The organism is Pseudomonas bharatica (genome assembly GCF_048586865.1).
Taxonomy (GTDB): Bacteria; Pseudomonadota; Gammaproteobacteria; order Pseudomonadales; family Pseudomonadaceae; genus Aquipseudomonas; species Aquipseudomonas bharatica.
Genome location: NZ_JBMAWR010000011.1, coordinates 1 through 23198 on the forward strand (window position 1 = coordinate 1; position 23198 = coordinate 23198).

Below are 23198 nucleotides of genomic sequence, written 5' to 3' on the forward strand. Positions count from 1 at the left end.
GATTACGTTAGTGAGCCCACCATCGCAAGCGCGGGTCACCCCGCTCCCACAGGAGACGCGTGAAGCTAAAGATCAGCGCTAGACGCGGAGCACACCCAACGCCTCCCCCACCCGCTCCACCTCCCCCGCCGCATCATTCACCCTCCAGGCGAGATCCTGCTGGGCCCGCGCCATGTATCGCGTCACCGGATAGCTGCCATCCGAACAAGCGATTTGTCCGATTCCCGGAGCCCATGCGAGTTTGCAACGGCTGCCCGAAGGGCGGTCGCCGCGTGCTTCGGCAGATCTGCAGCGCAGGCCGGCGACGTGCATAACAAGAAGGAAAACAACCATGTTCCGTTACTTCCCGAGCAACTACGTGTGGAACCTCTCGGTCAACCTGGCCATCGAGATGGGCGCCCGCATCGGCGAAATCGTCGAGATGTGCGAGCCGCTGCAAGAGGCCGCGAAACAGCCTGATGCCGAAGGCACCCGGGCCTTCCGCGAGACCTGGGCGAAAATGGCCGACAAGCTTTGCGAGCTGGCGGCCGAGGACGAAGCCCGCGGCCGGCTGCTGTCCGCCGGCGAGAAATACAACCGTGCGGCCACCTACTACCTGACCTGCGAACGCCTCCAGGCCCACGGCGCCCCCGGGCGCATGGCGCTGTACCAGCGCTTCCTCGACACCTTCGCCCGCGGCATCGCGCTGTCGAAGGAGAATTGCGAACGGGTCGAAATTCCTTATGAGGGCAAGGTGCTCTCCGGCCTCTACGTGCGCGCCGAAGGGGTCAGCGGCCCGGCACCGGTGCTGGTCCAGCTCAACGGCCTGGACTCCACCAAGGAAATGAAATACCGCGTCGGCCTGCCCGCATGGCTGGCCAGGCGTGGCGTGGCCTCGCTGCTGATCGACCAGCCCGGCACCGGCGAAGCCCTGCGCCTGCATGACCTGAAGGCGCGCTACGACGCCGAGCACTGGGCCAGCCGCGTGGTGGACTGGCTGCAGGACCGCGCAGACATCGATCCCAAGCGCATCGGCTGCGAAGGCGTGTCCCTCGGTGGCTACTACTGCCCGCGCGCCGTGGCCTTCGAACCGCGCTTCGCCTGCGGCGTGGTGTGGGGCGCCAACCATGACTGGCGCGATGTGCAGAAACGCCGCCTAGAGCGCGAAGGCAGCTTCCCGGTGCCGCATTACTGGGAGCATGTGCGCTGGGTCTGGGGCGGCAAGGACATCGAGGCGTTCATGCAGATCGCCGAGAACGTCCACCTCGATGGCGTCGTCGAGAAGATCCGCGTGCCCTTCCTGGTCACCCATGGCGAGCAGGACTCGCAGATCCCGCTCAAATGGGCACACCGCACCTACGAGCAACTGGTCAACAGCCCCAAGCGCGAGCTGAAGATCTTCACCTCCCGCGAAGGCGGCGTACAGCACTCCAGCTTCGACAACTCCATCAATGCGGGCCAGTACATCGCCGACTGGGTCGCCGAAACCCTCGGCGGCCGCACCGCCTGAACCCTGGATAGAACACCATCATGAACATCATCGGACCCGATTACCTGGTCTTCGGCGTGGACAACGTCGCCGACTGCGTGCAGTACATGACCGACTACGGTCTCAAGCCTTGCGATATCGACGAAAGCGGCGGCTGGCTCGAAGCCCTCGATGGCACTGGCGTACTGATCCGCCCTCGCCACGACCCGCGTCTGCCGCCGGCCATGGAAACCGCCACCACCCTGCGCGAAACCGTGTACGGCGTCGCCGACGAAGCTACCCTGCAGGCCATCGAGGCCGAGCTGGGCAAGGACCGCGAAGTGCAGCGCGGCGAGGATGGCGTGCTGCGCTGCGTGGACGACATGGGCTTCGCCCTCGGCTTTCGCATCACCCGGCGCCGTACCCTCGACCTGCCGGGCGAAGCCAGCCATGCTCCGGGGGCGCCGGCAGCGCGTGCGGTCAATGCGCTGGGTGCGAGCAACGACATGCCGGCCTTGCCGCGCAGCCTGTCCCATGTGGTGTATTTCGTGCCGGATCCGGACCGGGCCGAGGCGTTCTACCAGCGCCTGGGCTTCGTCTGCACCGACCGTTTCGCCGACACCGGACCGTTCCTGCGGCCCGGCGGCACCCAGGACCATCACACCCTGTTCCTGATCCAGACCCCGCCGTTCATGAAAGGCATCGAGCACTTCACCTTCCATATGGGCGGGCCGACCGAAGTGCTGGTGGCCGGGACGCGGTTCGTCGAGAAAGGCTACGAGTCGTTCTGGGGCCCGGGACGGCACCAGTTGGGATCGAACTGGTTCTGGTACTTCAACAGCCCCATGGGCTGCCATGTGGAATATGACGCCGACATGGACCTGCACGACGAGCAATGGACGGCCCGCGTGGCCGCGCCAGGGGCGGATAACTCGCAGTATTTCCTGTTCCACTACCAGGAGAAATGGTTCCCGGGCGGGCCGCCGGCCAAGCATTGAGGGAATGCAAAAAGGGGGTGTCGGATGACACCCCCTTTTCCTTGACGCGGACACTGTGGGAGCGGGTTCACCCGCAATTGGGATGGTGAGTCCACTACCGTAATCGCGGCGGTTCGGCGCTCCGATGAACCCGCTCCCACAGGGGACTGCGTCAATCTGCCGTGTTTTGCGGTGGGAAGACCACCCCAACCTCCCTCGCATACACCTGCCACTGCCGCTTCAAGCGCTCGAACACCTCGGGCTCGCGCGCCGCCAGGTCCTCCAATTCACCCCGGTCCCGCGCCACATCGAACAGTTGCCAGCGCGTGGGCTGCGGCGCCTGCCCCGGCATCGCCCAAGGGCGCAGCCCGAGCAGCTTCAGGTTGCCTTCGCGGTAATACAGGCTGCCGAACAACTCCCCGGCCAACGGTCGTTCCAGCGCACCCTTGCCCTCCAGCATCGGCAGCATCGAACGCCCGGTGATCGGGTGCTTGCCCTGCTCTTCGGGAACCGCCAGCCCGGCTATCTCGAGGAACGTTGGCGCCAGGTCGTCCACCCGCGCCACGCCATGTTCCACACCCTGGCGTGCCAGCGAACGAGGCATGTGCACGATCGCCGGCACGCTGATCCCGCCCTCCGCGGTGCTGCCCTTGAACAGGCGCAGCGGCGCCGCACTCACCTCGGCCCAGCGCAGCCCGTAGTCGATCTGCGAGCCACGCCGCCCCAGGTTCTCCAGGCTGTTATCGGTATGGGCGCCCGCCGGGTAGAACTGCTCGTGCCGCTCCCCTGCCGCGCCGTTGTCGGACATGAACACCACCAGGGTGTTGTCGTATTGCCCGGTGCTTTTCAGGTAGTCCAGCAGGCGTCCGATGTTGTAGTCGAGGTTGCCGACCATGGCGGCGTAGATCTCCATCTTGCGCGCCTCGACACGGCGCTGCTGCGGGCTCAACTGCTCCCAGCCCGGCAGGTCCGCGGCCACCGGCAGGCGCTGTGCGGCGACGAAGTCCTCCGGCAGCAGGCCCTTCTCGCGCTGGCGTTCGATGCGCGCCTGGCGGACCTTGTCGTAGCCCTGGTCATACAGCCCGCGAAACTTCTCCAGCCAGGCCTGCGGCGCCTGCAACGGCCAGTGCGGCGCGGTGTAGGCCGCGTAGGCGAAGAACGGTTTGCCGCTGTCCTGGCCCTTGCGCAGATAGTCGATCAGCTTGTCGGTGTAGAAGTCCGAGGAGTAGAAATTCTCCGGCAATTCCACCGGCTGGCCATTCTCGCGATAGGTAATACGTTCGATCTTCGCCGTCGGTTGCGTCGGGGGCTTGAAGTGCACGCCGCCCCCTTCGAGCAGGGTGAACGACTGCTCGAAGCCACGCCGGTCAGGGCCCTGGTCGGGCCCAAGGCCAAGGTGCCACTTGCCGACCATGCTGGTGCGATAACCACCCTCGCGCAGCAGTTCGGCAATCGAATGGGATTGCGGGTTGAGGTAGCCCTCATACCCCGGTTTGCCGCGCTGGAACGGCTGGATCGCCTCCTCCATGGTGCCCAGCCCGGCCAGGTGGTTGTCGGTGCCGGACATCAGCATCGCCCGGGTCGGCGAGCAGGTCGGCGCGGCGTACATATGGGTCAGTTGCAGGCCATGGGCAGCCAGTTGGTCGAGGTTGGGCGTGGCGATCTCGCCGCCAAACGAACCCAAGTCGGAGTAGCCGAGGTCGTCGGCCAGGATCAGCAGGATATTCGGCCGCTCGGCAGCCACCGCAGCGCCGGACACAAGACATGCCAGCGCAGTGAGCAGGAAGGGAAAACGCACGGGAACCTCGCTGTTCTTATTCTTCGAAGATCGCCACGGCGCGAACGAAGCCGGCGGAGGCGTGCTTGATCTTGTAGGGGAAGCAGGACACCAGGAAACCGCTGGCCGGCAGGTTGTCGAGATTGGCCAGTTTTTCCATCTGCCCGTAGCCGATATCGCGCCCGGCCTTGTGCCCTTCCCAGATGATCGAGGCATCGCCACTTTCGGCGAAGCGCTGGCGGGTGAAACTGAACGGTGCATCCCAGCTCCAGGCATCGGTGCCCACCACCCGCACGCCGCGATCGAGCAGGTACAGGGTGGCCTCGCGGCCCATGCCGACGCCGGCATCCAGGTAGCCCGGCTGGCCGAACAGGCTGCCGGCCCGGGTATTGACCAGGACGATGTCCAGCGGCTGCAGTTCATGGCCGATGCGCCGCAACTCGGCTTCGACCTCGGCCGCGCGAACCACATGCCCATCCGGCAGATGACGGAAGTCGAGCTTCACCCCGGGTTGCAGGCACCATTCCAGCGGTAGCTCGTCGATACCGAAGGCCGGCTTGCCGCCGTCGGTGGTCGAGGCGTAGTGCCAGGGCGCGTCCATGTGGGTACCGCTGTGGGTAGTGATGGACAGGCGCTCGGCAGCCCAGGACTCGGCGCCCGGCATCTGCTCGATAGCCAGCCCCGGAAACATCGCGGCCATTTCCGGCCAGCCCTGCTGGTGGTCCATGTAGTCGATCTTCGGCAGCAACGGCGGCGGATCGGTGTAAGGGTTGTTGTCCAGGGTCACCGACAGGTCGACCAGGCGGCGTTTGCGACTCGGGGTCATGGGGATTCCTCTCAGGCGGTTGCGGTGAGCGCCCGTGAACCACGGACGCGTTGGGTAAGGTCGAGGGCCTGGCGCACCAGCGCCCTGGCCGTGCCGTCATGCTGGAAACCACGCTGCCGGGCCAGGGGCGTGCGCATCGGCGGGAAGCGTCCGAACAGCGCTTCCAGCGCCGGGTCAGGCTGGTAATCGATCAGGCTGCGGCGTTCCTCACCGAAGACCTGCGCCAGCGCATCCACCACCGCAGCGATGGACAGGTGCAGCACCGGCAGTTGCCACACCCGGCACGGCGCATCGGCGTGCAGTTCGAATTCGGCGGCATGCAGCAGGTTGTCGACGCAGCAGGCCGCCGACATCCACCAGGCCGTGGCCTGGGGCGAGACCGGGCAGGTGTAGCGCTGCCCGGCCGCGAAACGTTGCAGCAACTCGCTCATGAACGCCGAACGCAGCCCGGCGCCGTCGCCGGGCCGGGCGACGATGCCGGGCAGGCGCAGGGCGCGGCTATCCACTTCGCCGCGCCGGGCCAGATCGCCGAGCTGCTGTTCGATCATCACCTTGTGCGCGCCATAGGACAGCGCCGGGCGTGTCGGTTGCTGCTCGTCCATGCGCAACGGCAGGTCAGCGCCGTAGACCGCGACGCTGCTGGCATACACCAGTACCGGCGGGCGTTGCGCATTGCGCAGCAGCTCCAGCAACTGCAGGCTGGCAAGCAGGTTGACCTGGCGGCCGAGCGCGTAGTTTTCCTCGGCCGCGCCGCCCGCGATGCTGACCAGGTGGAAGATCACATCCACCCCGTCGGCCAGCCCCCTGCGCAGCAACGCCGGGTCGGTGATACTGCCGGCCAGATGACGCAGGCGCGGGTCTTCGGCAAAGCCGTCGAGCTGCTGGTCGAGCAGGATCAGCGCCTCGATGCGCCGACCGCGCAACTGCCCGGCGGCCAACAGGCGCCGGACCAACCGACGCCCGAGGAACCCGCCCGCCCCGGTGACCATTACGCGCATGGCGCACCTGCCTGGACCACCTGCTGGTCGATGGCGCCGAACAGTGGCGAGCCATCCCGGCAGCGGGCCTCCATGCGCACGCGCTCGCCGAAGTGCATGAACGCGGTACGCGGCGAGCCGTGCTCGAGCATTTCCACTGCGCGGCGCTCGGCGATGCAGGCCGAACCGACGCTGCGGTCGGCATTGGACACCGTGCCCGACCCAATCACGGTGCCGGCGCTAAGACGTCGGGTCAGGGCCGCGTGGGCGATCAACTGGTGGAAACCGAAATGCATGGCGCCACCGTCGGGATGGCCGAACCATTGGCCATTGCGCTGTACATGCAGGGGCAGGTGCACCCGGCCTTCGTGCCAGTCCTCGCCCAGTTCATCCGGGGTGACCGCCACCGGGGCGAAGCTGGAGGACGACTTGGCCTGGACAAAGCCGAAACCGGTCTTCATTTCCCGGGGCGCCAGGGCACGCAGGCTGACATCGTTGAGCTGCATGACCAGGCGTACATGCCCGAGCGCCTGTTCGGCGGAGCAGCCCAGGGGCACCTCGTCCACCACTACGGCGAACTCGCCTTCGAAATCGATGCCATGGGCTTCACTGGGCAGCGGGATGTCCTGGCGCGGGCCGAGGAAATCGTCGCCGGCGCCCTGGTACATCAAGGGTGTGTCCTCGACGCCTTCGATAGGATCGAGGCGGAAAGCGCGCTGCATCAGCTCGCCATGGCTGAGGAAGCACGAGCCGTCCAGCCATTGCCAGGCTCGCGGCAGCGGGGCCATGGCCTGCTGCGGATCGAAGTCGAAGGCAGCGTCCAGCGCGGCGCTGTTCAACGCTTGGTAGCGAGCCAGCAGGCGCGGTTCGAGCTGCGCCCAGTCGTCGATTGCCGCCTGCAAGGTCGCGGCGATATCGCCGGCGTCGACCGCCCGGCGCAAGTCCCGGGATACCAGGTGCAGACGACCGTCGCGGCTGCCATCGGCCAGGGTCGCGAGCTTCATGCCAGTACCTCCTGCAGCGGCTCGGCATAACGCCCGTCGAGGAGGATGAAGACCATCCGCGCCATCGCTTCGGTGCGGTTGCTCCAGGCATGGTTGGTGCCGCGCTGGACCACGATATCGCCGCGCTTGAGGTGCACGTCCTCGTCATCCAGCACCAGCCACACTTCACCTTCGGTGACGATGCCGTAGTCGAGGGTTTCGGTGCGGTGCATCAGCTTGTGGCGGGACTCGCCCGTACCGGTGCCGGCATGGGACTCGCCGATTTCGGCGAATACCGCCGCCGCCTCGGCAGCACTGACCTGGTTCTGCACGCTGTCCGGCGGAATATCCACCACGCGGATCAGGCTGCCGAAGGCCGACGGGCTGAGCACCAGCGGCCTGAGGGTCGGGTCCGCGCCATTGTCGATCACGGCCGGGCTGGCATCGCTGCTCCAGACCTCATGGAAAACCGTACCGGGCACAGCCTTGAGTTCGAGGCTGGTGGGCACGGCGCCAACCAGTGCCGCCAGGGCCGTGCCGGTAGCGCTATGGCCGGTGACGACACGTTTGAAGGGGGGAAGTGCTTGCATGTGATGTACTCCGTTCAGTTGCCGTCGCCGATAGTGGTTCCGCCATCGACGATCAGGTTTTGTCCACAGATGAAGGCGCCACCGGGGGCCGCCAGGAGCAAGGCCAGGGCCGCCACTTCGTCCGCCACGCCGACCCGGCGCAAAGGCGTGAGCGCCAGACGGCGCTGCATGACGTCAGGGTTGTCGGTGAGCGGGCGGGCGAACTCGGTCTGGATCACTCCCGGGCTGATGGCGTTTACCCGGATATTCGCCGGCCCCCACTCCACCGCCAGGTTGCGCGCCAGTTGCGCCAGTGCCGCCTTGCTCAGGCCGTAGGCGCCAAGGGCCTTGTTGCCGCGCACACCGGCGATACTGGCCATCAGCACCACGCTGCCACCACCACGCTTGGCCATGCCGGGTAGCAGCGCGCCGGTCAGCCACAAGGCACTTTCCAGGTTGACGCCGAGGGTGGTGCGCCACTGCGCCTCGTCGAGGCTGTGCAACGGGCCAAAATGCGCAGCAACGCCGGCGTTGCACACCAGCACATCCACTTCGCTTGCCTCGCCAGCCAGGGCCAGGACCTGCTCGCGGTCAGCCAGATCGGCAGGACAGGCCTGCGCGTCGATGCCCTCCTCGCCCAGTTCGGCGACGGCGCGCTGGCAGTCCTCGCGGCTCTCGCTGCTGATCACCAGCCGGGCCCCGGCCTGCCCATAGAGGCGGGCGATCGCCAGACCGATACCACGGGTGCCACCGGTGACCAGGGCGCTCTTGCCGGTGAGGGAAAACAACGGATGCAGGTTCATCCGATGGCCCTCGCCGAGGGCGCCGGCATCCAGCGCGGCAGCGCCAGGCAGACCAGGGCCAGCAGCAGTTGCGCCAGCGCCACCACGGCCAGGGCACCGGGGAGCGCCTGCGCACTGCCCGAGGTCAGCGCCAGCACCGCCAGCGGGCTGGCGAATTCGCCGGCGAACAGCGCCGCAGTGAAGCCGCCGGTGGCGCGCCCGCGCTGGGCCATGCCGGCACGGGACATTACCCAGGTGATCAGGGTCGGCAGCATCAGGCCGATGCCCAGGCCATTGAGGGCGACGGCCGGGGTCAGCCACAGCGCATCCGGCGCCTGGGCCATCAGACCGCCGCCAATGCCCGCGGTAACGAAGGCCAGCGCCAGCACGTGCTGGCGCGCCCAGCCATGCAACAGGCGGAACCCCAGGGCGCCGAGCATCACGCCCAACTGGTTGGCGCCCATGACCATGCCGATCTGCTGCGGCGATTCGACATGCAGCAAGCCGAGCAGGAAGCCCGCCTGTACCGGCACGATGAACAGGCTGACGCCCGCCAGCAGGCTGAACAGGTACAGCGGCAATAGGGCGCTCCACGGAAAGCCGGCGACGCCGCTTTCCAGCCGGACCTCGCTCGCCTCGCCTTCCCAGAGCAGCCAGGCCATCAGCGGCAGCAACAGCAGCCCGACGCCGTACAGCATGTAGGGTGTGCGCCAGCTCTCCTGCCCCAGCGCCCCGCCCACGGCAATGAACAGCGCCGCCGACAGCGAGGTGCAGACCATCTGCAAGGCGAACAAGCGTTCGCGCCGGGCGCCCTGGTAGTAATCGCCGATCAGGGTGGTACAGCAGGTCATGATCCCTGCCTCTGCCAGACCCAGGCCGGCACGGCTGGCGACGATCGCCGGCAGCGACTCCAGCCACAAGGGCAGCAGGCCGAACAGGCTGTAGAGCAGCATCGAGCCGAGCAGCAGCGGCTTGCGCCCGAGACGGTCGGCGATGATGCCGGCGAAGGGCGCGAGCAAGGCGATCACCAGTGCCGGGATGGTCAGGCTGACCGGGACCAGCACCGAGACCAGCGGATCGTCGCCAAAGTGCGCCTGCATCCGTGGCAACACCGGGGCCAGCAGCACCGCGCCAAGGACCGGCAGGCAACTGCCCAGCAACAACAACAGGGATTGCGGCAAACCCGCCTGGGCTTCACGACGCATGGGAGACCTCCTGGCGTACGGACGATTCGGTAGGGAGGGACGCCGGACGCACCGGCAGGAGGAAACGCGCCAGGGCCGGCAGCAGCACCAGCGCGCCGACCATGTTCCAGACGAACATGAAGGCCAGCAGCACGCCCATGTCGGCCTGGAACTTGATGGGCGAGAACATCCAGGTGCCGACGCCGATGGCCAGGGTCACGCCGGTCAGCATCACCACCTTGCCGGTGGACACCAGGGCCCGGTAATAGGCCTCGGACAGGCTGGCGCCCTGGCGCAGGTGGGCGAGCAGGATGCTCATCACGTACAGCGCGTAATCGACACCGATGCCCACGCCCAGGGCGATCACCGGCAAGGTGGCGACCTTGACCCCGATGCCCAGCCAGACCATCAGCGCTTCGCAGAGGATCGAGGTGAGCATCAGCGGGATCACCGCGCAGAGCGTGGCGCGCCAGGAACGGAAGGTCAGCAGGCACAGCAGGATCACCGCGCCGTAGACCCAGAACAGCATTTCGCGGTTGGCCTCGCGCACGACGATATTGGTCGCCGCCTCGATGCCCGCGTTGCCGGCGGCCAGGAGGAATTTCACCTCGGCGGTGTCATTGGCCGCGGCGAAACCCTCCACATGCTGCACCAGCCGGGTCAGGGTCTCGGCCTTGTGATCGGTGAGGTAGACGTACAGCGTCAGCAGGTTGCACGCCTCGTTGTACAAGCCGCGCGGGGCGCTGGCGGTGATCATGTTGAGCATCGCCTGGTTGTTCTGCAGCTCGTACCACTTGGGGTTGCCCTCCGACAACCCGACCAGCATGCGCCGGTTGAGCAACGCCAGGGAGTTGGTCGAATCCACGCCCGGCAGGCTGCGTAGCTGCCAGTCCAGCTCGTCCACCTTGCGCAGCACGTCGTAGCGCGCACAGGCCCCGGCTGGGGTCTGCACCATGATCGCGAACAGGTCGCTGCTGGCGCCGTAGGCCTGGGTCATGAAGGCGTCGTCGCGGTTGTAGCGCGAGTCGGCACGCAGCTCCGGGGCACCGGCGTCGAGGTCACCGATGGCCAGGTGCAGGCTGACCAGGAAACCCAGCACCGCCAGCACCAGGCTGACGCCGATGCACAGGCTTGCCCAGGGCTTGCGGGTGAACAGGTCAAGAAAGCGCCAGAACGGATGGCGGGCCTTGCCGCTCTGCTCGGCGCGCTCGCTGCGCAGGCTGATCGCGGCAGCACGGGGGCTGACGCCGACGTACGAAAGCAGCACCGGCAGCAGGATCAGGTTGGTGAAGATCAGCACCGCCACGCCGATGCTGGCGATGATGGCCAGGTCCTGGATCACCTTGATCTGGATGATCATCAGCACCGCGAAGCCCACCGCATCGCAGAGCAAGGCGGTGAGGCCGGCGAGGAACAGGCGGCGGAAGGTGAAGCGCGCAGCGACCACACGGTGCATGCCGCGCCCGATGTCCTGCATGATCCCGTTCATCTTCTGCGCGCCATGGCTCATGCCGATGGCGAAGACCAGGAACGGCACCAGCACCGAATAAGGATCGAGCTGGAAATCCAGGAGCGGCAGCAGCCCCAGTTGCCAGACCACCGCAACCAGCGAGCAGATCACCACCAGCAAGGTGCTGCGCACGCAGCGGGTGTAGGCGTAGAGCACCGCCGTGGTGATGAGGATGGCCACGGCGAAGAACACCAGGATCTGTTGCAGGCCATCGATCAGGTCGCCGACTTTCTTGGCGAAGCCGGTGACATGAATAGCGATGCCATCCTTGGCGAACTCGCCGCGCAACGCCTCCAGTTGCCCGGCCAGTACCGCATAGTCCAGCGCCTTGCCGTCCGGGGTGCGGGCCAGCAGCGGGACCTGGATGATGCTGGAGCGCTGGTCGAAGGCCACCAGTTGGCCGATCTCGTTGGACAACTGCACGTTGCGCCGCAGCTCGGCGAGGGACTCGGGGCTGCCGTTGTAGTCGTCGGGGATGACCGGGCCGCCATCGAGTCCGTCCTCGGTCACTGAGACCCAGCGGGTGGCCGGGGTCCATAGCGACTTCATGTAGGCGCGATCGACGCCGGGCAGCAGGTAGATGCGTTCGCTGAGTTTCTGCAGGGTGTCCAGGTAGGCCGTGTCATAGATTTCGCCGCGCGTGTTGGCGACGGCAATGCGCAAGGTATTGCCCAGGCCGGACAGTTCCTTTTGCCGCTCCAGGTAGTTGGCGATATAGGGATGCCCGGTGGGGATCATCTTCTCGAAACTGGCATTGAGCTCCAGGCGCGTGGACTGCCAGCCCAGCACCAGGGTGGTCAGCAGGCACAGCAACAGGACCCAGTGCCGGTGGTTGAACAGGGCCCGCTCGATCAGCGAGCCGGAACGCGGGTCGAACCCGTCCGGGCTGCCCGGGTCGGGATGGCGGCTTGCGCAATTCATGGCGATCACTCCGAAGCGGAAACGGTAGGCGCGGCGACGCGGGACAACCCGGTGAATCCGGCGGTCACCAGGCTGCCGTCGGCGGCCTGGACTACCGCCGCCACCGGCTTGCGCTGCGGGGTAAAGGCGGGCTCCAGGCCACCGGCGGCACTGGTGAACAGCCCACCGGACTGATTGCTCAGCAGCACCCGGCCATCGCCGAGGGTAATGGCGTCGCTGAACGACACCGGGGCCAGGGTCGGCAGCGCTTCGGCCTGTTGCGCCCCCGCGGCGAGGACGAAGGCGTTGCCCTTGAGCCCACCGATCAGCAGCGCGCCGTCGGCCCGGGTGGCAAGGGTGAACAGGCTGCCGTGATAAGGGCTGGGCAGCGGGTGGAAATGCTCGCCATCGTCGGAACGGGCCAGGTAGCCCTGTTCGCCAGCCAGCACCCAGGACTCGCCCTGGCGCGCCACGGCATACAGATGCAGGCCGTCGGGGTTGTCGATGCGGCCCATCAGCGAGTGCCAACTGACGCCGCCATCGTCGCTGCGCAGGGCCAGGCCATAGGCACCGACCACCAGCACGCTGCGCTCATCCCTGGCGGCCACGGCGAGGAAGGGTTTGTCCGCGGCTTCGCCGGCGATGCGCTCGGCGGTTTCCAGCCGCGTCACGGCCGTCTCGTCCTGCGGCGTCTGCTGCGCGGCGCGGCGGGCATCCTCCAGTTCGACTTGCGCGGCGCGCTCGCCGTCCAGTTGCAGGCTCCAGCGCTCGCCGCCATCGCGGGTCGCCAGGACCACCCCGGAATGTCCTGTCACCCAGCCGTTTCGGGCATCGGCAAAGGCTACGGCGGTCAGGCCCACCGAGACCGGCACCGCAACCTGGCGCCAGTGCTGGCCGTTGTCGTCGGAGAGCAGGATCAGCCCGCGCTCGCCCACCGCCACCAGCCGCTCGCCGGCCCGGGCCAGGGCGGTGTAGACGGCGCGCTGCGGATGGGCGATCTGCATCGCCGGGCTTTGCAGGACATCGCCGACCGCACGCTGCTGCAGCATGGCCTGGGCCTGGCAGGTGGAAGCCAGCGGCAAGGCGAGGGCCAGCAGCAGGCCGCTCGACTGAAGCAATCTGTTCATGTCTACCTCGAAATCCAGTACCGATCGGGAGGGCAGCGCCTGCCCTCCTCCTTCGCGGTCAGCGCACGCCGCGCCCGGCCATTGCCGCCGGGGAAAACTCGGCCGCCTTGTAGCGATCGACCACGGCATACTGCTGGTCCTTGCCGGCGTAGAGGTTCTGGATGAACCAGGCACCGGAGACCAGGTCGTAGAAGCCCGACGACAACTGGGCAACGGCCGGCAGGTCGGGCATTACCGACGGCAGCGACCACAAGGTCTTGGCCAGTTGGCCGTTGGCGTCCCAGCGGTCGCCGAGCATGGCTTGCCAGGTGTCTTCGTCGAGGTAGTAGCGGCCCTTGGGCAATTGGTGGCGCTTGCCCGGCGCCAGGTCGGCTTCCACCACCCACACCCGGTGCAGTTCCCAGCGCACGTAGTCGGGGTTGAGGTGATGCTTGGCGAACAGGTCTTCGGGTTTGGCGGCGGTCTGCACCTTGTTGGTGTTGTAGGGGATGTACATCTCCTGCTTGCCCACCAGCTTCCAGTCGAAGCGGTCCATGCGGCCCTGGAACACGCTCAGTTCGTCGAACGACATGACTCCGGCAGTGGCCGGCGTCGGCGTGTCGCAGCAGGCGTTGGGCAGCTTGCGCACGCGGCGCTGGCCGGTCAGGTAGACGTGGGCCTGGGACTTGTCGCCGTTGATGTTGGTACGCCCCATGATCTGCTCGCCGGCACGCAGGGCCGGGCCGACGTTGAGCAGACGGAACAGCCAGTAGTCACCGTCGAAGCTGGCCGCGTTGCCGTCCTGGTAGTAGTAGGGCATCTCCTGCACGGCCTTGCCGTCGGTGGTCATCACCTGGGCGCCGTCGGCGGTCATCAGGTAATGGCGGAAGTCCATGGCCAGGGACACGCCGCGCCAGTTCAGCAGGTGGTTCCACATGGCCTCGGCACCGTTCTTCGGCAGCGGGAACGGGATGCCGCCATAGGCGCCTTCCGGCACCGGGCCGGCACTGCTCTGCACCAGCTTCGCCTCGCGGGCATTCCTGAGGGTGTTGTCGTAGACCCACTGCGGCGCGGCAGCCGTGCGCCGGGTCGGGTAGACATCGATGCGGTAGCTCTCCGGGTAACGCTTGAACATGGCCTTGGTGCCGTCGCTGAGCCTGGCGGCGTACTGGTCGAGATTCTTCGCGGTGATGCTGTACAGCGGCTTGTCGCCGGCGAACGGATCATTGCGCTTGCCACCCTGTTTGAACGAGGGATCGACCTTGGTGTAGCCGCCGTCCCAGGCCGGGATGCTGCCGTCGGCGTTGCCGGCGCGCTCGGCGCCCAGTGGCGTGAGCTGCTTGCCGAGGTCGTCGGCGCCCGCCGCCACTGCCGGTTGCAGGCCCAGGACTGCGCTGCAAAGCAAGGAGGCACAGAAGGTCTTGAGAGCGAAAGGAATGTTCACGGAGATCCCCTCAGAATGTTGTTTTAACCGAGAAGGCCAGGTAGTCCCGGTCTTTCAGTGCTTGTTTGAAGGTGAATCGGGAGAGGGCATCGAGGTTGGTGTCCTCGGGGCCGTAGTAGTGGGTGTAGGTCAGGCCGAAGGTCACCCGGTCCAGGTAGGTGGCGCTGACCCCGACGTTGAAATCGCCGCCGCGGTCCGGGCCGAAGCTGCTGACCACCGCCGACTTGCCCATGGGGAAGTAGCTGATGCCCAGCGGCACGCTGAGGTCGATGCCGGGGAACACCTGGCGGTAGGTCGGGGTGTAGACCAGCTTGAGGCCGACACCGTCGTCAGTGGCACCCGGATCCAGGGCCGCGCGGTTCTTCGTCACGCTGAGCAGGCGGTTCCAGGCCACCTCGCCGACCAGGCTGGCCTCGTTGGCGATGAAGGACGGGCCCAGCGAGGCGATCATGTTCAGGTTGAGGTGCGCAGTGCGGCCGACGGCGTAGAGCGGGTGGTCGTCGTTATCGGCAACCACGCCGGTGCCGATGGTCTGGCCATTGGAAACCAGCGGCATGTTCCAGCGCATGGAGGCTTCACCGGCGAAGCTGTATTCATCGATGCTGGTGGCGAAGCTGGCGCCCAGCGCGCGGATGTCTTCCGGGTAGACCCAGTAGTACTCGCCGATCTGTCCGCTGGCGTAGTTGGGCCCGGTGGCGCTGGGCTTGAGGTACAGCTTGGGCGACTTGTCGTGGTACTGGATGGCGTACAGGCCGTACTCGACGGTGTCGGCGGTGTAGCGCAACTGCAGGCCGCCCTGCCCCGAGCTTTTCGCGTCCTTGTCCTTGCCGTGGAAGAACGCCGCCGGGCTGTCCGGATTGCCGCCGAGAAACGCCGGGAAGGGTTCGCCGACGATCAGGCGTTCGTTGCCGGTGCCGATGGTGTCGCTGACCGAGAAGTAGCTGCCGGCGCCCGGCAGGCGGGTTTCTTCCCATTCGAACTGGTAGTAGGCGCCGACGGAAAGCGCGTCGGTGAGCTGGTAGGTGCCGGACAACTGGCTGACCGGACGGGTGATTTCCTTGAACTGGGTGTTGGGCACCGACACCGCCTTGACCACATCCACCGGGGCCATGCCGCCGGCAATGCCGTTCGCGCCGAAGAACAGGCTTTCGCCCCAGATCAGGCCGTGGCGACCAAGACGCACCGAGGCGGCGCGGTCGGCGACATCGCCGTTCCAGTAAACGAAGGCATCCAGCAGTTCGCCGTCGCCGCCGTGCAGGTGACGGGTGTCATCGCTGAACCGGTCGTAGGCCACCGAGCGCACATTGGCCCGGGACGGGTCGTTGTTGTCGTTGTCCTTCTGATATTCGGTGTCGTACCAGGCCGCGCCGCTGACCCGGGCGCCGAAGTCGCGGTAGCCGATGTCCAGCTCGGAAAGGATGTCCAGGCGGTTGGAGATCAGGCCCTTGGCGAAGGCACGGTCACCGTCGTCCTGGTTGAGGGCAACCTGGCCGCGGGTGAGCTTGCTGCTCTGGTCCTGGGTGCGCCAGGCGGCGCTGTACTTGAGTGTGTTGTCCCAGCGCAGGCTCAGGTCCGGGTTGCCGGTCTGCATTTCGAATGCCTGGGCGCCGGGAATGCCCATGACCAGCGCTGCAGCGAGCGTCAGGGTGGAAGGCGCACGCCGCGATGCGGCGATGGAGCGAATAGCCATCGAACGAACCCTCTTTTATTGTTTTTGTTGGCATCTTTTCCTGGCCACCACCGGCCGGTAAGGCAGCCGGACCGGTTCTGGGTCGTGTGCCAGGGGTGGCATCGCCCGGCGGGATAGACCGGGCGACGGGCACAGGTTGACCTGCACGGCTGTCTCTGACTAATCGCTTGTCGGGATGCGACCTATCGAGCGGCGCGATACCTCGAAGGCATCGCGCAGGGGGATATCAGGCATCGGCAAAAGCGATACCCGGGCGCATTGACGGCGCGCGAGCGCGACCGGAAGGTATCGGCAAAACAACTACAAGAAGCCCGAGCCATGCGTTTTCACCATCTGGACCTCAACCTGCTGGTTGCCCTGGACGTGCTCCTCGAAGAGCAGAACATCACCCGCACCGCCGAACGCCTGCACATGACCCAGTCCGCCACCAGCGGAGTGCTGGGGCGCCTGCGCACCTTCTTCGAAGACGAATTGCTGGTGCAGGTCGGCCGGCGCATGCAACCTACGCCCTATGCCCTGGAGCTGGCCGGGCCGGTGCGCGAGGTGCTGCTGACCATTCGCTCATCCATCACCGCGCGGCCGGTGTTCGACCCGGCGGCCAGCAAGCGGCATTTTCGTTTGGTGACCTCGGATTACTTGATCAGCGTGCTGTTCGCCCAGGTCATCCAGCGGATTCACCAGGAGGCGCCGGGGATTACTTTCGAGATGCTCAGCCCCGGCGACAACAGCTCCGAACTGCTGATCCGCGGCGAGGTGGACCTGATGATCGTGCCCGAGCGCTACCGGATCGACGATCACCCGGCGCAGCTGCTGTTCGAGGAAGACCATGTCTGCGTGGTCTGGCGCGACAACCCGGAGGTCGGCGACAGCCTGAGCCTGGAGCAATACCTGGCCATGGGGCATATCTCGGTGGGTTTCGGCCGCAACCGGCACCTGAGCATCGAGGACTGGATCATGAACCAGTACGGGGTGAAGCGGCGCCTGGAGGTGATCACCAACGACTTCAACACACTCGCGCAGCTGCTGGTCGGCACGCCCCGGCTGGCGACCATGCACCGGCGCCTGGCGCAGCTTTATGCGCGGTACCTGCCGCTGAGGATATTGCCGACACCCATGGAGATTCCGCTGATGGGCGAATACATGCTGTGGCACCGCAGCATGGAAGGCGATCCGATGCTGAAGTGGTTGCGCGGGCGGATTCGGGATTGCATTCAGGATATCGATCTGCCGGTGACCTGATGGAGCCGGCCACAGAATTCCGGCTCGACTCGCTCGACTGTGGGAGCGGGTTTACCCGCGATGACGGCGGTGAATTCACTACCGCAATCGCTGGCAAGCCAGCTCCCACAGGGTCCTGCGTCGGCCACGGAATTCCGGCTCGAACCGATCGACTGTGGGAGCGGGTTTACCCGCAATGACGGTGGTGAATCCACTACCGCTATCGCTGGCAAGCCAGCTCCCACAGGGTCCTGCGCCGGCCACAGAATTCCGGTGCGACTCGATCGACTGTGGGAGCTGGCTTGCCAGCGATTGCGATGGTGAATTCACTGCCGCTATCGCGGGTGAACCCGCTCCCACAGGGTGGACTGCGCCGGCCGCAGAATTCCGGCTCGACTCGACCGACTGCGGGAGCTGGCTTGCCAGCGATTGCGATGGTGAATTCACTGCCGCTATCGCGGGTGAACCCGCTCCCACAGGGTGGACTGCGCCGGCCGCAGAATTCCGGCTCGACTCGGTCGACTGTGGGAGCGGGTTTACCCGCGATGACGGTGGTGAGTCCACTACCGCTATCGCTGGCAAGCCAGCTCCCACAGGGTCCTGCGTCGACCACGGAATTCCGGCTCGAACCGATCGACTGTGGGAGCTGGCTTGCCAGCGATTGCAATGGTGAATTCACTGCCGCTATCGCGGGTGAACCCGCACACACAGGGTCCGCGCTGGACCTATCCATCCGGTCAATGCCTAGCCATCGACAGCATCTGATAGTCCCCACCAACACAGCCCCCTAGCCTGCGTCACAAACGACAAGACGAGGCACCACTCCATGACCGCCCTGCACCTGCACTGCGCAACCCTCTTCGACGGCACCAGCCTGGCGCCACTTCACCACCAGACCCTTATCATCGAAAACGGCCAGATCCGCCACGTCGGCCCCAGCGCCCAGTCACCCCGTCCGCAACCCGGCGACCGCGAAGTCCATGGCCATTTTGTGATGCCCGGCCTGGTAGACGTGCATACCCACCTGGCCTTCGGCAATGCGCAAAGCGAGGAAGACATCGATATCTGGACCAGCGACGAATTCCGCGCCCTGCGTGGCCTGTTCTTCGCCCAGCACGTGCTGGCGGCTGGCGTGACGTCGATGGTCTGCCCCGGCGACAGCGGCCAGCTCAGCATCGCCGTACGCAACACCGTGGACGCCGGCTTGTTCGAAGGGCCACGCATTGCCGCCAGCAGCCGGGTGATCACCAACCGCCAGAGCCTCAACGACTGGTTTCCCAGCCGGGTTGGCGCACCGGAGTACTTCACCGCTGCCCTGGTCACCAGCCGCACCGAGGCCATTGCGCAGATCCGCAAGCAGGCCAAGGACGGCGTGGACCTGATCAAGATCGCCATGGACGGCACTCACCGCCGCGCCAACGGCGAGATCATCGCCGCCTTCACCGCCGACGAAACCCGCGAGATGGTCGAGGAAGCCCACCGCCTCGGCTGCCGGGTGGCGGCCCACGCCTACGGGCGTGAAGCGGTCATGTATGCGGCCAGGGCCGGGGTCGACCTGGTGTTCCATGCCTTCTACATGGACGACGCCTGTATCGAGGCACTGCTCGAAGCAGGCAGCGTCCTCGCGCCAACCATGACCTTCCCGCAGAACACCGTGGACTTCTGCCAGGCCCATGACCCGGCCATCGCCACCGGCTATGCCGGCTACTGCGCTCGCACCCTGGAGTCGGGTACACCGGTGCTGAAACGGGCCAAGGCCGCCGGTGTCCCGTTCGCCTGCGGCAGTGACAGCGGCTTTGCCGTGACGCCTTATGGCGAGTGGCATGCCCGCGAGCTGGAACTGCTGGTACGACGCCTGGACTTCACCCCCGCCGAAGCACTGTTCGCCGCGACCCATATCGGCGCGCGCCTGATGCCCCGTGGCGAAACCCTTGGCACCCTGGAATCGGGCAAGCAGGCCGACCTGCTGATCCTCGATGGTTCGCCGCTGGAAGATATCCGTATCCTCCAGGACCGCAGCCGCCTGCTGGCCGTGTACAAGGCCGGCGAACCGGTGAAGTTGCAGCGTACCGCCTACGACCCCAGGCAGGTATCGGACTTCAACTCCCTGAAGTGGACCGATCTCTACACCCGCGACCGCGTGGCCGAACTGGGCAAATGGAGCCTGTGGACATGAGCACACTCGACGTTGAAACGGCCGCGCGGCTGGCGGCGACCACCCTGCGCCAGGCCCGCGAGCTGGGCATCAAACCCCTGGCTGCGGCGGTACTGGACGCCGCCGGGCATCCACTGGCGGTGCTGCGTGACGAGCAGGCCAGTTTCCTCCGGCCGCGCATCGCCAGCGGCAAGGCCCGCGGCTGCCTGGGCATGGGCGTGGGCGGTCGGGAACTGGCACGACGCGCGCAGGCGATGCCGACGTTCTTCGATGCGATCAACAGCCTCACCGACGGCGAAGTGATTCCGGTGCCCGGCGGGATCCTGCTGCGCGATGCACAGGGGCGGCTGCTCGGGGCGATCGGCGTCAGCGGCGATAGCTCGGATAACGACGAACACTGTGCGCTGCTAGCGATTGCCGCTGTCGGCCTGCGGGGAGACACCGGCGACCCTCAAAGCTGAGCCGCCTGCTCCAGCAACAGCTGACGGAACCAGGCGAGCATCGGGTCCCCGGTCTGCTGCGGATGCCACTGCAGGGCCTGGGCAGCAGGCGGGAACTCGACAGGCGCCGGTAGCACCCGCAACGGATAACGCTGCGCCAGCGCCTCGGCCTGGCGGCGCAACAGCGTGGCGATACGCGGTGTGCCGACCACGAAATCGGCCATCAGGGCAAAGTTCTGCACGGTGGCCACCACCCTGCGCTCGATGCCGATGTCCCGCAGGTGCTGGGCCTCCAGGGAGAGCGTCTGCCCATCGGCGAACTCGCGCAGAACGTGTTCGCCTTCACGAAAGCGCGCCTCCGTCAGCGCCTGGCCAACCGGCCAATGTGCGGCGCAGACGATGCAGCACAACGCATCGTCGAGCAACGCGGCGTGGGGGTAGGCGGGATTGATCCGGCGTTGCGGCACGATCGCCAGGTCGCTGCGACGGTACTCCAGGGCTTCGGCGACCTGGTCGCCATCACGGGACCGGGACAGCTCGCGCACCACCAACGAAGCGCGGGGCGCGAGGCGGCGCAGCGCGCGGCTGACCGCAGGCATCAGGGTAGCCGCCACATAGTCCGAGGCCATCAGGGTGAAACGGCGCTCGCAGCGGGCCAGATCGAATTCGGCCGTGGTTTCCACCAGCGCGTCGGTCATCAGCAGCAGTTCGCGGACCCTGGGTGCCAACTGCCGGGCCAGCGCACTGGGCTGCAGTCCGCGGCCAACCGGGACCAGCAGCGGATCCTGGAAGTGCTCGCGCAAGCGCCCCAGGGCGGCACTGGTCGCCGACTGACCAAGGTTCAGGCGCTCGGCCGCCCTGCTGACGCTGCTTTCTTCGAGCAGGACATCGAGGGCGACGAGAAGGTTGAGATCGAGGCGGCGATAGCGCATGGACGGGTTATACCTCAACGTTGCCCGCACACGTCCTCGCGTTTAATGCTGCCAGGTATCGCCGTCGGCGATACCTGGCCTGGTTCAGGCCACTGTACCCGGGCCGCTGCCTCTTGCCTCTTCGAGCAACCAATCCACAAAGCCGGAAAGCAGTTGCGTCGGGTCGGCCCGACGCGGGAACAGGGCCACGTATCCGGTCCGGGAAACGCTGATGTCCGGCAGGGGCGTCATCAGCGTGCCGCGAGCGATGTCGATCTCCAGCATCGGCAGCGGCCCGATGCCGATTCCCAGACCGTCTTCCACGGCCTGGCGGGTCACGAAGAAATGATCGAAGGTTTGTCGCGGATGGCCTTCCAGGTGCTCCAGGCCGGCAGCTTCCAGCCAGCCCAGCCAGTCTCCGGCGCGGGTTTCGCTGGCCAGCCAGCGATGCCCTTCGATGTCGCCTGGCTCGCGGATCGGGCGCCGGGCAAACAACGCAGGGCTCATGATCAGCGTGTCGTGGTCTTCCAGCAGTGGCACGACGTTGTGATGCGGCCACAGGTCCGGCCGTGCAGCGCCACGCCGGATCGCGACGTCGACACCGCCGCGCAGGTCCTCCACCACGCTGGAAACCGTGGTGACCACCACTTCGATGTCCGGATGCCCGGCGTGATAGCGCTCGAGCCTGGGGATCAGCCAGCGCATCGCCAGGCTGGTGGGTGCACTGACCCGAAGGATGCGTCGCACGCTGGGCCTGCCGCAGGCTTCGGCCGCTACGGCGAGGCGATCCAGGGACAGGCCGACTTCAGCGGCAAAGACCCGGGCCAGCGGTGTGGCAACCATCCGCCGCCCCTCCTTGATGAACAGGCGCTGGCCCAACCAGTCTTCGAGCGTAGCGATCTGCTGGCTCACGGCCCCTTGGGTCACGCCCAGCTGCAGGGCAGCATCCGCGTAGCTACCCACCCGGGCCGCCACTTCGAAAACGCGCAATGCGTTGAGAGGAGGAAGACGGCGCATCACTCGTTCCTATAGAAAATCTAATGTATTCCGTTAGGAGATATGGTTTGTGCAAGTTATCTAACGCATTCACCATCATTGCATGAATACTCAAACCCGGCTTCCAGTGATTCCCGGCGGCACGCCCGCAACCGCCTCACGCAGCTTGTCGGCAGCCTGCCTGACCCACGCCCTGCATGACGGCTACACCGATGCGCTGTATGTGTTCCTGCCAGTCTGGCAAGCGCAGTTCGGCCTCTCCTATGCCGGGCTGGCGGTTATCCGCGCGCTCTATTCCGCAACGATGGGCGGCCTGCAGATACCCGCCGACCGCGCATTGCGCAACTGGTCGCCGCGGGCGGCGCTGATACTCTCGACCGCACTGGCCTTGGCCGGCCTGCTGCTGATGGCCCTGCCCCTGGGCATGATCGGGCTTTGCGCGGGGCTTGTGCTGGCAGGCATTGGCTCGAGTATCCAGCATCCGCGCAGTTCGATGCTGGTCACCGAAACATACGGGGCAAATTCGCGGCGTCCCTTGGGTATCTACAACTTCTCCGGCGACCTGGGCAAAGCGCTGCTGCCGGCGCTGGTGGCGGTGCTGCTACCGGTTATCGACTGGCAAGCGGTGATGGTGCTGATGGCAGCGCTGGGCATCCTGCTGATCATGGCCCTGGCCAGGCTTGCACCAGCGACGCCGGTGCAAGCGCAGCGAGCCGCAACACGTGCCCCGGGGCGCGCCCAGGACGGTCGGGGCTTCGCAATCCTGGCCACGGTCGGCGCCCTGGATACCGCAACGCGCATGGGCTATCTGCTGTTCCTGCCCTTTCTCATCCAGGGCCGCGGTGGCGACTCGCCGACGATCGGGGTCGCCCTGGCCCTGCTCTTCATCGGTGGCGCATTCGGAAAATTCACCTTCGGCTGGCTTGGCGAGCGGATCGGCGTGGTGCGCTGCGTCATGCTCGCCGAGTGCGCAACGGCGCTATTGATCGCGGCGACGCTGGTCACTCCGCTGCTGCCGACACTGCTCCTGCTACCCGTGCTGGGGATCGTGCTCAACGGAACCTCGTCGGTTCTGTACGGCACCGTCCCGGAATTATCGAAAGGCGATACTGGACGCGCTTTCGCGGTGTTCTATACCTGCGTCATCGGCTCCGGCGGTATCGCCCCCATCCTTTTCGGTGCGATCGCCGACCTGAGCAGCCGAGGCACTGCGCTGCTGCTGACCGTGCTCACCGCACTGGCCGTCGTGCCCCTGGTGTCGACGCTGCGCCCGTATCTTCAGACCAGCCCAACTTCGAGGTAAGCA

General features: G+C 66.5%; 19 protein-coding genes. 6 read left to right on the forward strand and 13 right to left on the reverse strand.

Annotation, left to right across the window (positions count from 1 at the left end):
* The first annotated feature begins 331 nt into the window (after positions 1 to 331).
* Positions 332 to 1489: an alpha/beta hydrolase family protein gene (locus ACKLLE_RS14200; RefSeq protein ID WP_064301997.1), complete on the forward strand. Its 1158-nt coding sequence runs from the start codon at positions 332 to 334 to the stop codon at positions 1487 to 1489.
* Positions 1490 to 1509: 20 nt separating this feature from the next.
* A complete protein-coding gene (locus ACKLLE_RS14205) occupies positions 1510 to 2445 on the forward strand; it encodes a VOC family protein (RefSeq protein WP_009402994.1) in 936 nt (311 codons plus the stop codon).
* 151 nt (positions 2446 to 2596) lie between these two features.
* On the opposite strand, the gene ACKLLE_RS14210 is transcribed toward ACKLLE_RS14205, so the two are convergent.
* Genes ACKLLE_RS14210 through ACKLLE_RS14260 form a run of 11 tightly spaced genes read right to left on the reverse strand, consistent with a single transcriptional unit; the run spans position 2597 to position 16172 of the window.
* Positions 2597 to 4222: an arylsulfatase gene (locus ACKLLE_RS14210; RefSeq protein WP_420058322.1), complete on the reverse strand. Its 1626-nt coding sequence runs from the start codon at positions 4220 to 4222 to the stop codon at positions 2597 to 2599.
* Between the two features lie 16 nt (positions 4223 to 4238).
* On the reverse strand, positions 4239 to 5027 hold the full coding sequence (locus tag ACKLLE_RS14215; protein WP_009402996.1) for a cyclase family protein: 789 nt from the start codon (positions 5025 to 5027) through the stop codon (positions 4239 to 4241).
* 11 nt (positions 5028 to 5038) lie between these two features.
* On the reverse strand, positions 5039 to 6025 hold the full coding sequence (locus tag ACKLLE_RS14220; RefSeq protein ID WP_420058323.1) for an NAD-dependent epimerase/dehydratase family protein: 987 nt from the start codon (positions 6023 to 6025) through the stop codon (positions 5039 to 5041).
* Positions 6016 to 7008 carry a fumarylacetoacetate hydrolase family protein gene (locus ACKLLE_RS14225; RefSeq protein ID WP_420058324.1) on the reverse strand — a complete coding sequence of 331 codons (993 nt, stop codon included), beginning with the start codon at positions 7006 to 7008 and terminating at the stop codon, positions 6016 to 6018. The genes ACKLLE_RS14220 and ACKLLE_RS14225 overlap by 10 nt, the downstream gene beginning before the upstream one ends.
* Entirely contained in the window at positions 7005 to 7577 is a 573-nt protein-coding gene (locus ACKLLE_RS14230; RefSeq protein WP_064301991.1) for a cupin domain-containing protein, read from the reverse strand. The genes ACKLLE_RS14225 and ACKLLE_RS14230 overlap by 4 nt, the downstream gene beginning before the upstream one ends.
* Before the next feature lie 14 nt (positions 7578 to 7591).
* Entirely contained in the window at positions 7592 to 8359 is a 768-nt protein-coding gene (locus ACKLLE_RS14235; protein ID WP_420058325.1) for an SDR family NAD(P)-dependent oxidoreductase, read from the reverse strand.
* Complete coding sequence (locus ACKLLE_RS14240; protein ID WP_420058326.1) at positions 8356 to 9543, reverse strand: MFS transporter; 1188 nt, start codon at positions 9541 to 9543, stop codon at positions 8356 to 8358. The genes ACKLLE_RS14235 and ACKLLE_RS14240 overlap by 4 nt, the downstream gene beginning before the upstream one ends.
* Entirely contained in the window at positions 9533 to 11953 is a 2421-nt protein-coding gene (locus ACKLLE_RS14245) for an efflux RND transporter permease subunit (RefSeq protein ID WP_420058327.1), read from the reverse strand. The genes ACKLLE_RS14240 and ACKLLE_RS14245 overlap by 11 nt, the downstream gene beginning before the upstream one ends.
* A 5-nt stretch (positions 11954 to 11958) precedes the next feature.
* Positions 11959 to 13059 (reverse strand): WD40/YVTN/BNR-like repeat-containing protein, encoded by a 1101-nt coding sequence (locus ACKLLE_RS14250; RefSeq protein WP_420058328.1) that lies wholly within the window; start codon positions 13057 to 13059, stop codon positions 11959 to 11961.
* A 58-nt stretch (positions 13060 to 13117) separates the two neighbouring features.
* Entirely contained in the window at positions 13118 to 14482 is a 1365-nt protein-coding gene (locus ACKLLE_RS14255) for a DUF1329 domain-containing protein (RefSeq protein WP_064301987.1), read from the reverse strand.
* 10 nt (positions 14483 to 14492) lie between these two features.
* Positions 14493 to 16172 (reverse strand): DUF1302 domain-containing protein, encoded by a 1680-nt coding sequence (locus tag ACKLLE_RS14260; protein ID WP_064301986.1) that lies wholly within the window; start codon positions 16170 to 16172, stop codon positions 14493 to 14495.
* A gap of 318 nt (positions 16173 to 16490) precedes the next feature.
* On the opposite strand from ACKLLE_RS14260, the gene ACKLLE_RS14265 reads away from it, so the two are divergent.
* From ACKLLE_RS14265 to ACKLLE_RS14275, 3 genes are all read left to right on the forward strand, one after another.
* Positions 16491 to 17411 (forward strand): LysR family transcriptional regulator, encoded by a 921-nt coding sequence (locus tag ACKLLE_RS14265; protein WP_064301985.1) that lies wholly within the window; start codon positions 16491 to 16493, stop codon positions 17409 to 17411.
* Between the two features lie 805 nt (positions 17412 to 18216).
* A complete protein-coding gene (locus tag ACKLLE_RS14270; RefSeq protein WP_420058329.1) occupies positions 18217 to 19566 on the forward strand; it encodes a metal-dependent hydrolase family protein in 1350 nt (449 codons plus the stop codon).
* The gene (locus tag ACKLLE_RS14275) at positions 19563 to 20006 is read left to right on the forward strand and encodes a GlcG/HbpS family heme-binding protein (RefSeq protein ID WP_420058330.1); all 444 of its coding nucleotides are present in this window, start codon (positions 19563 to 19565) and stop codon (positions 20004 to 20006) included. Before ACKLLE_RS14270 ends, ACKLLE_RS14275 begins: the two co-directional genes overlap by 4 nt.
* On the opposite strand, the gene ACKLLE_RS14280 is transcribed toward ACKLLE_RS14275, so the two are convergent.
* Both ACKLLE_RS14280 and ACKLLE_RS14285 read right to left on the reverse strand, forming a co-directional pair.
* Positions 19997 to 20917: a LysR family transcriptional regulator gene (locus tag ACKLLE_RS14280; protein ID WP_420058331.1), complete on the reverse strand. Its 921-nt coding sequence runs from the start codon at positions 20915 to 20917 to the stop codon at positions 19997 to 19999. The genes ACKLLE_RS14275 and ACKLLE_RS14280 overlap by 10 nt on opposite strands.
* Before the next feature lie 84 nt (positions 20918 to 21001).
* On the reverse strand, positions 21002 to 21913 hold the full coding sequence (locus tag ACKLLE_RS14285) for a LysR substrate-binding domain-containing protein (protein WP_420058332.1): 912 nt from the start codon (positions 21911 to 21913) through the stop codon (positions 21002 to 21004).
* An 82-nt stretch (positions 21914 to 21995) separates the two neighbouring features.
* Between ACKLLE_RS14285 and ACKLLE_RS14290 the strand changes: the two genes are divergently transcribed.
* A complete protein-coding gene (locus ACKLLE_RS14290) occupies positions 21996 to 23195 on the forward strand; it encodes an MFS transporter (protein WP_420058333.1) in 1200 nt (399 codons plus the stop codon).
* Positions 23196 to 23198: the final 3 nt, after the last annotated feature.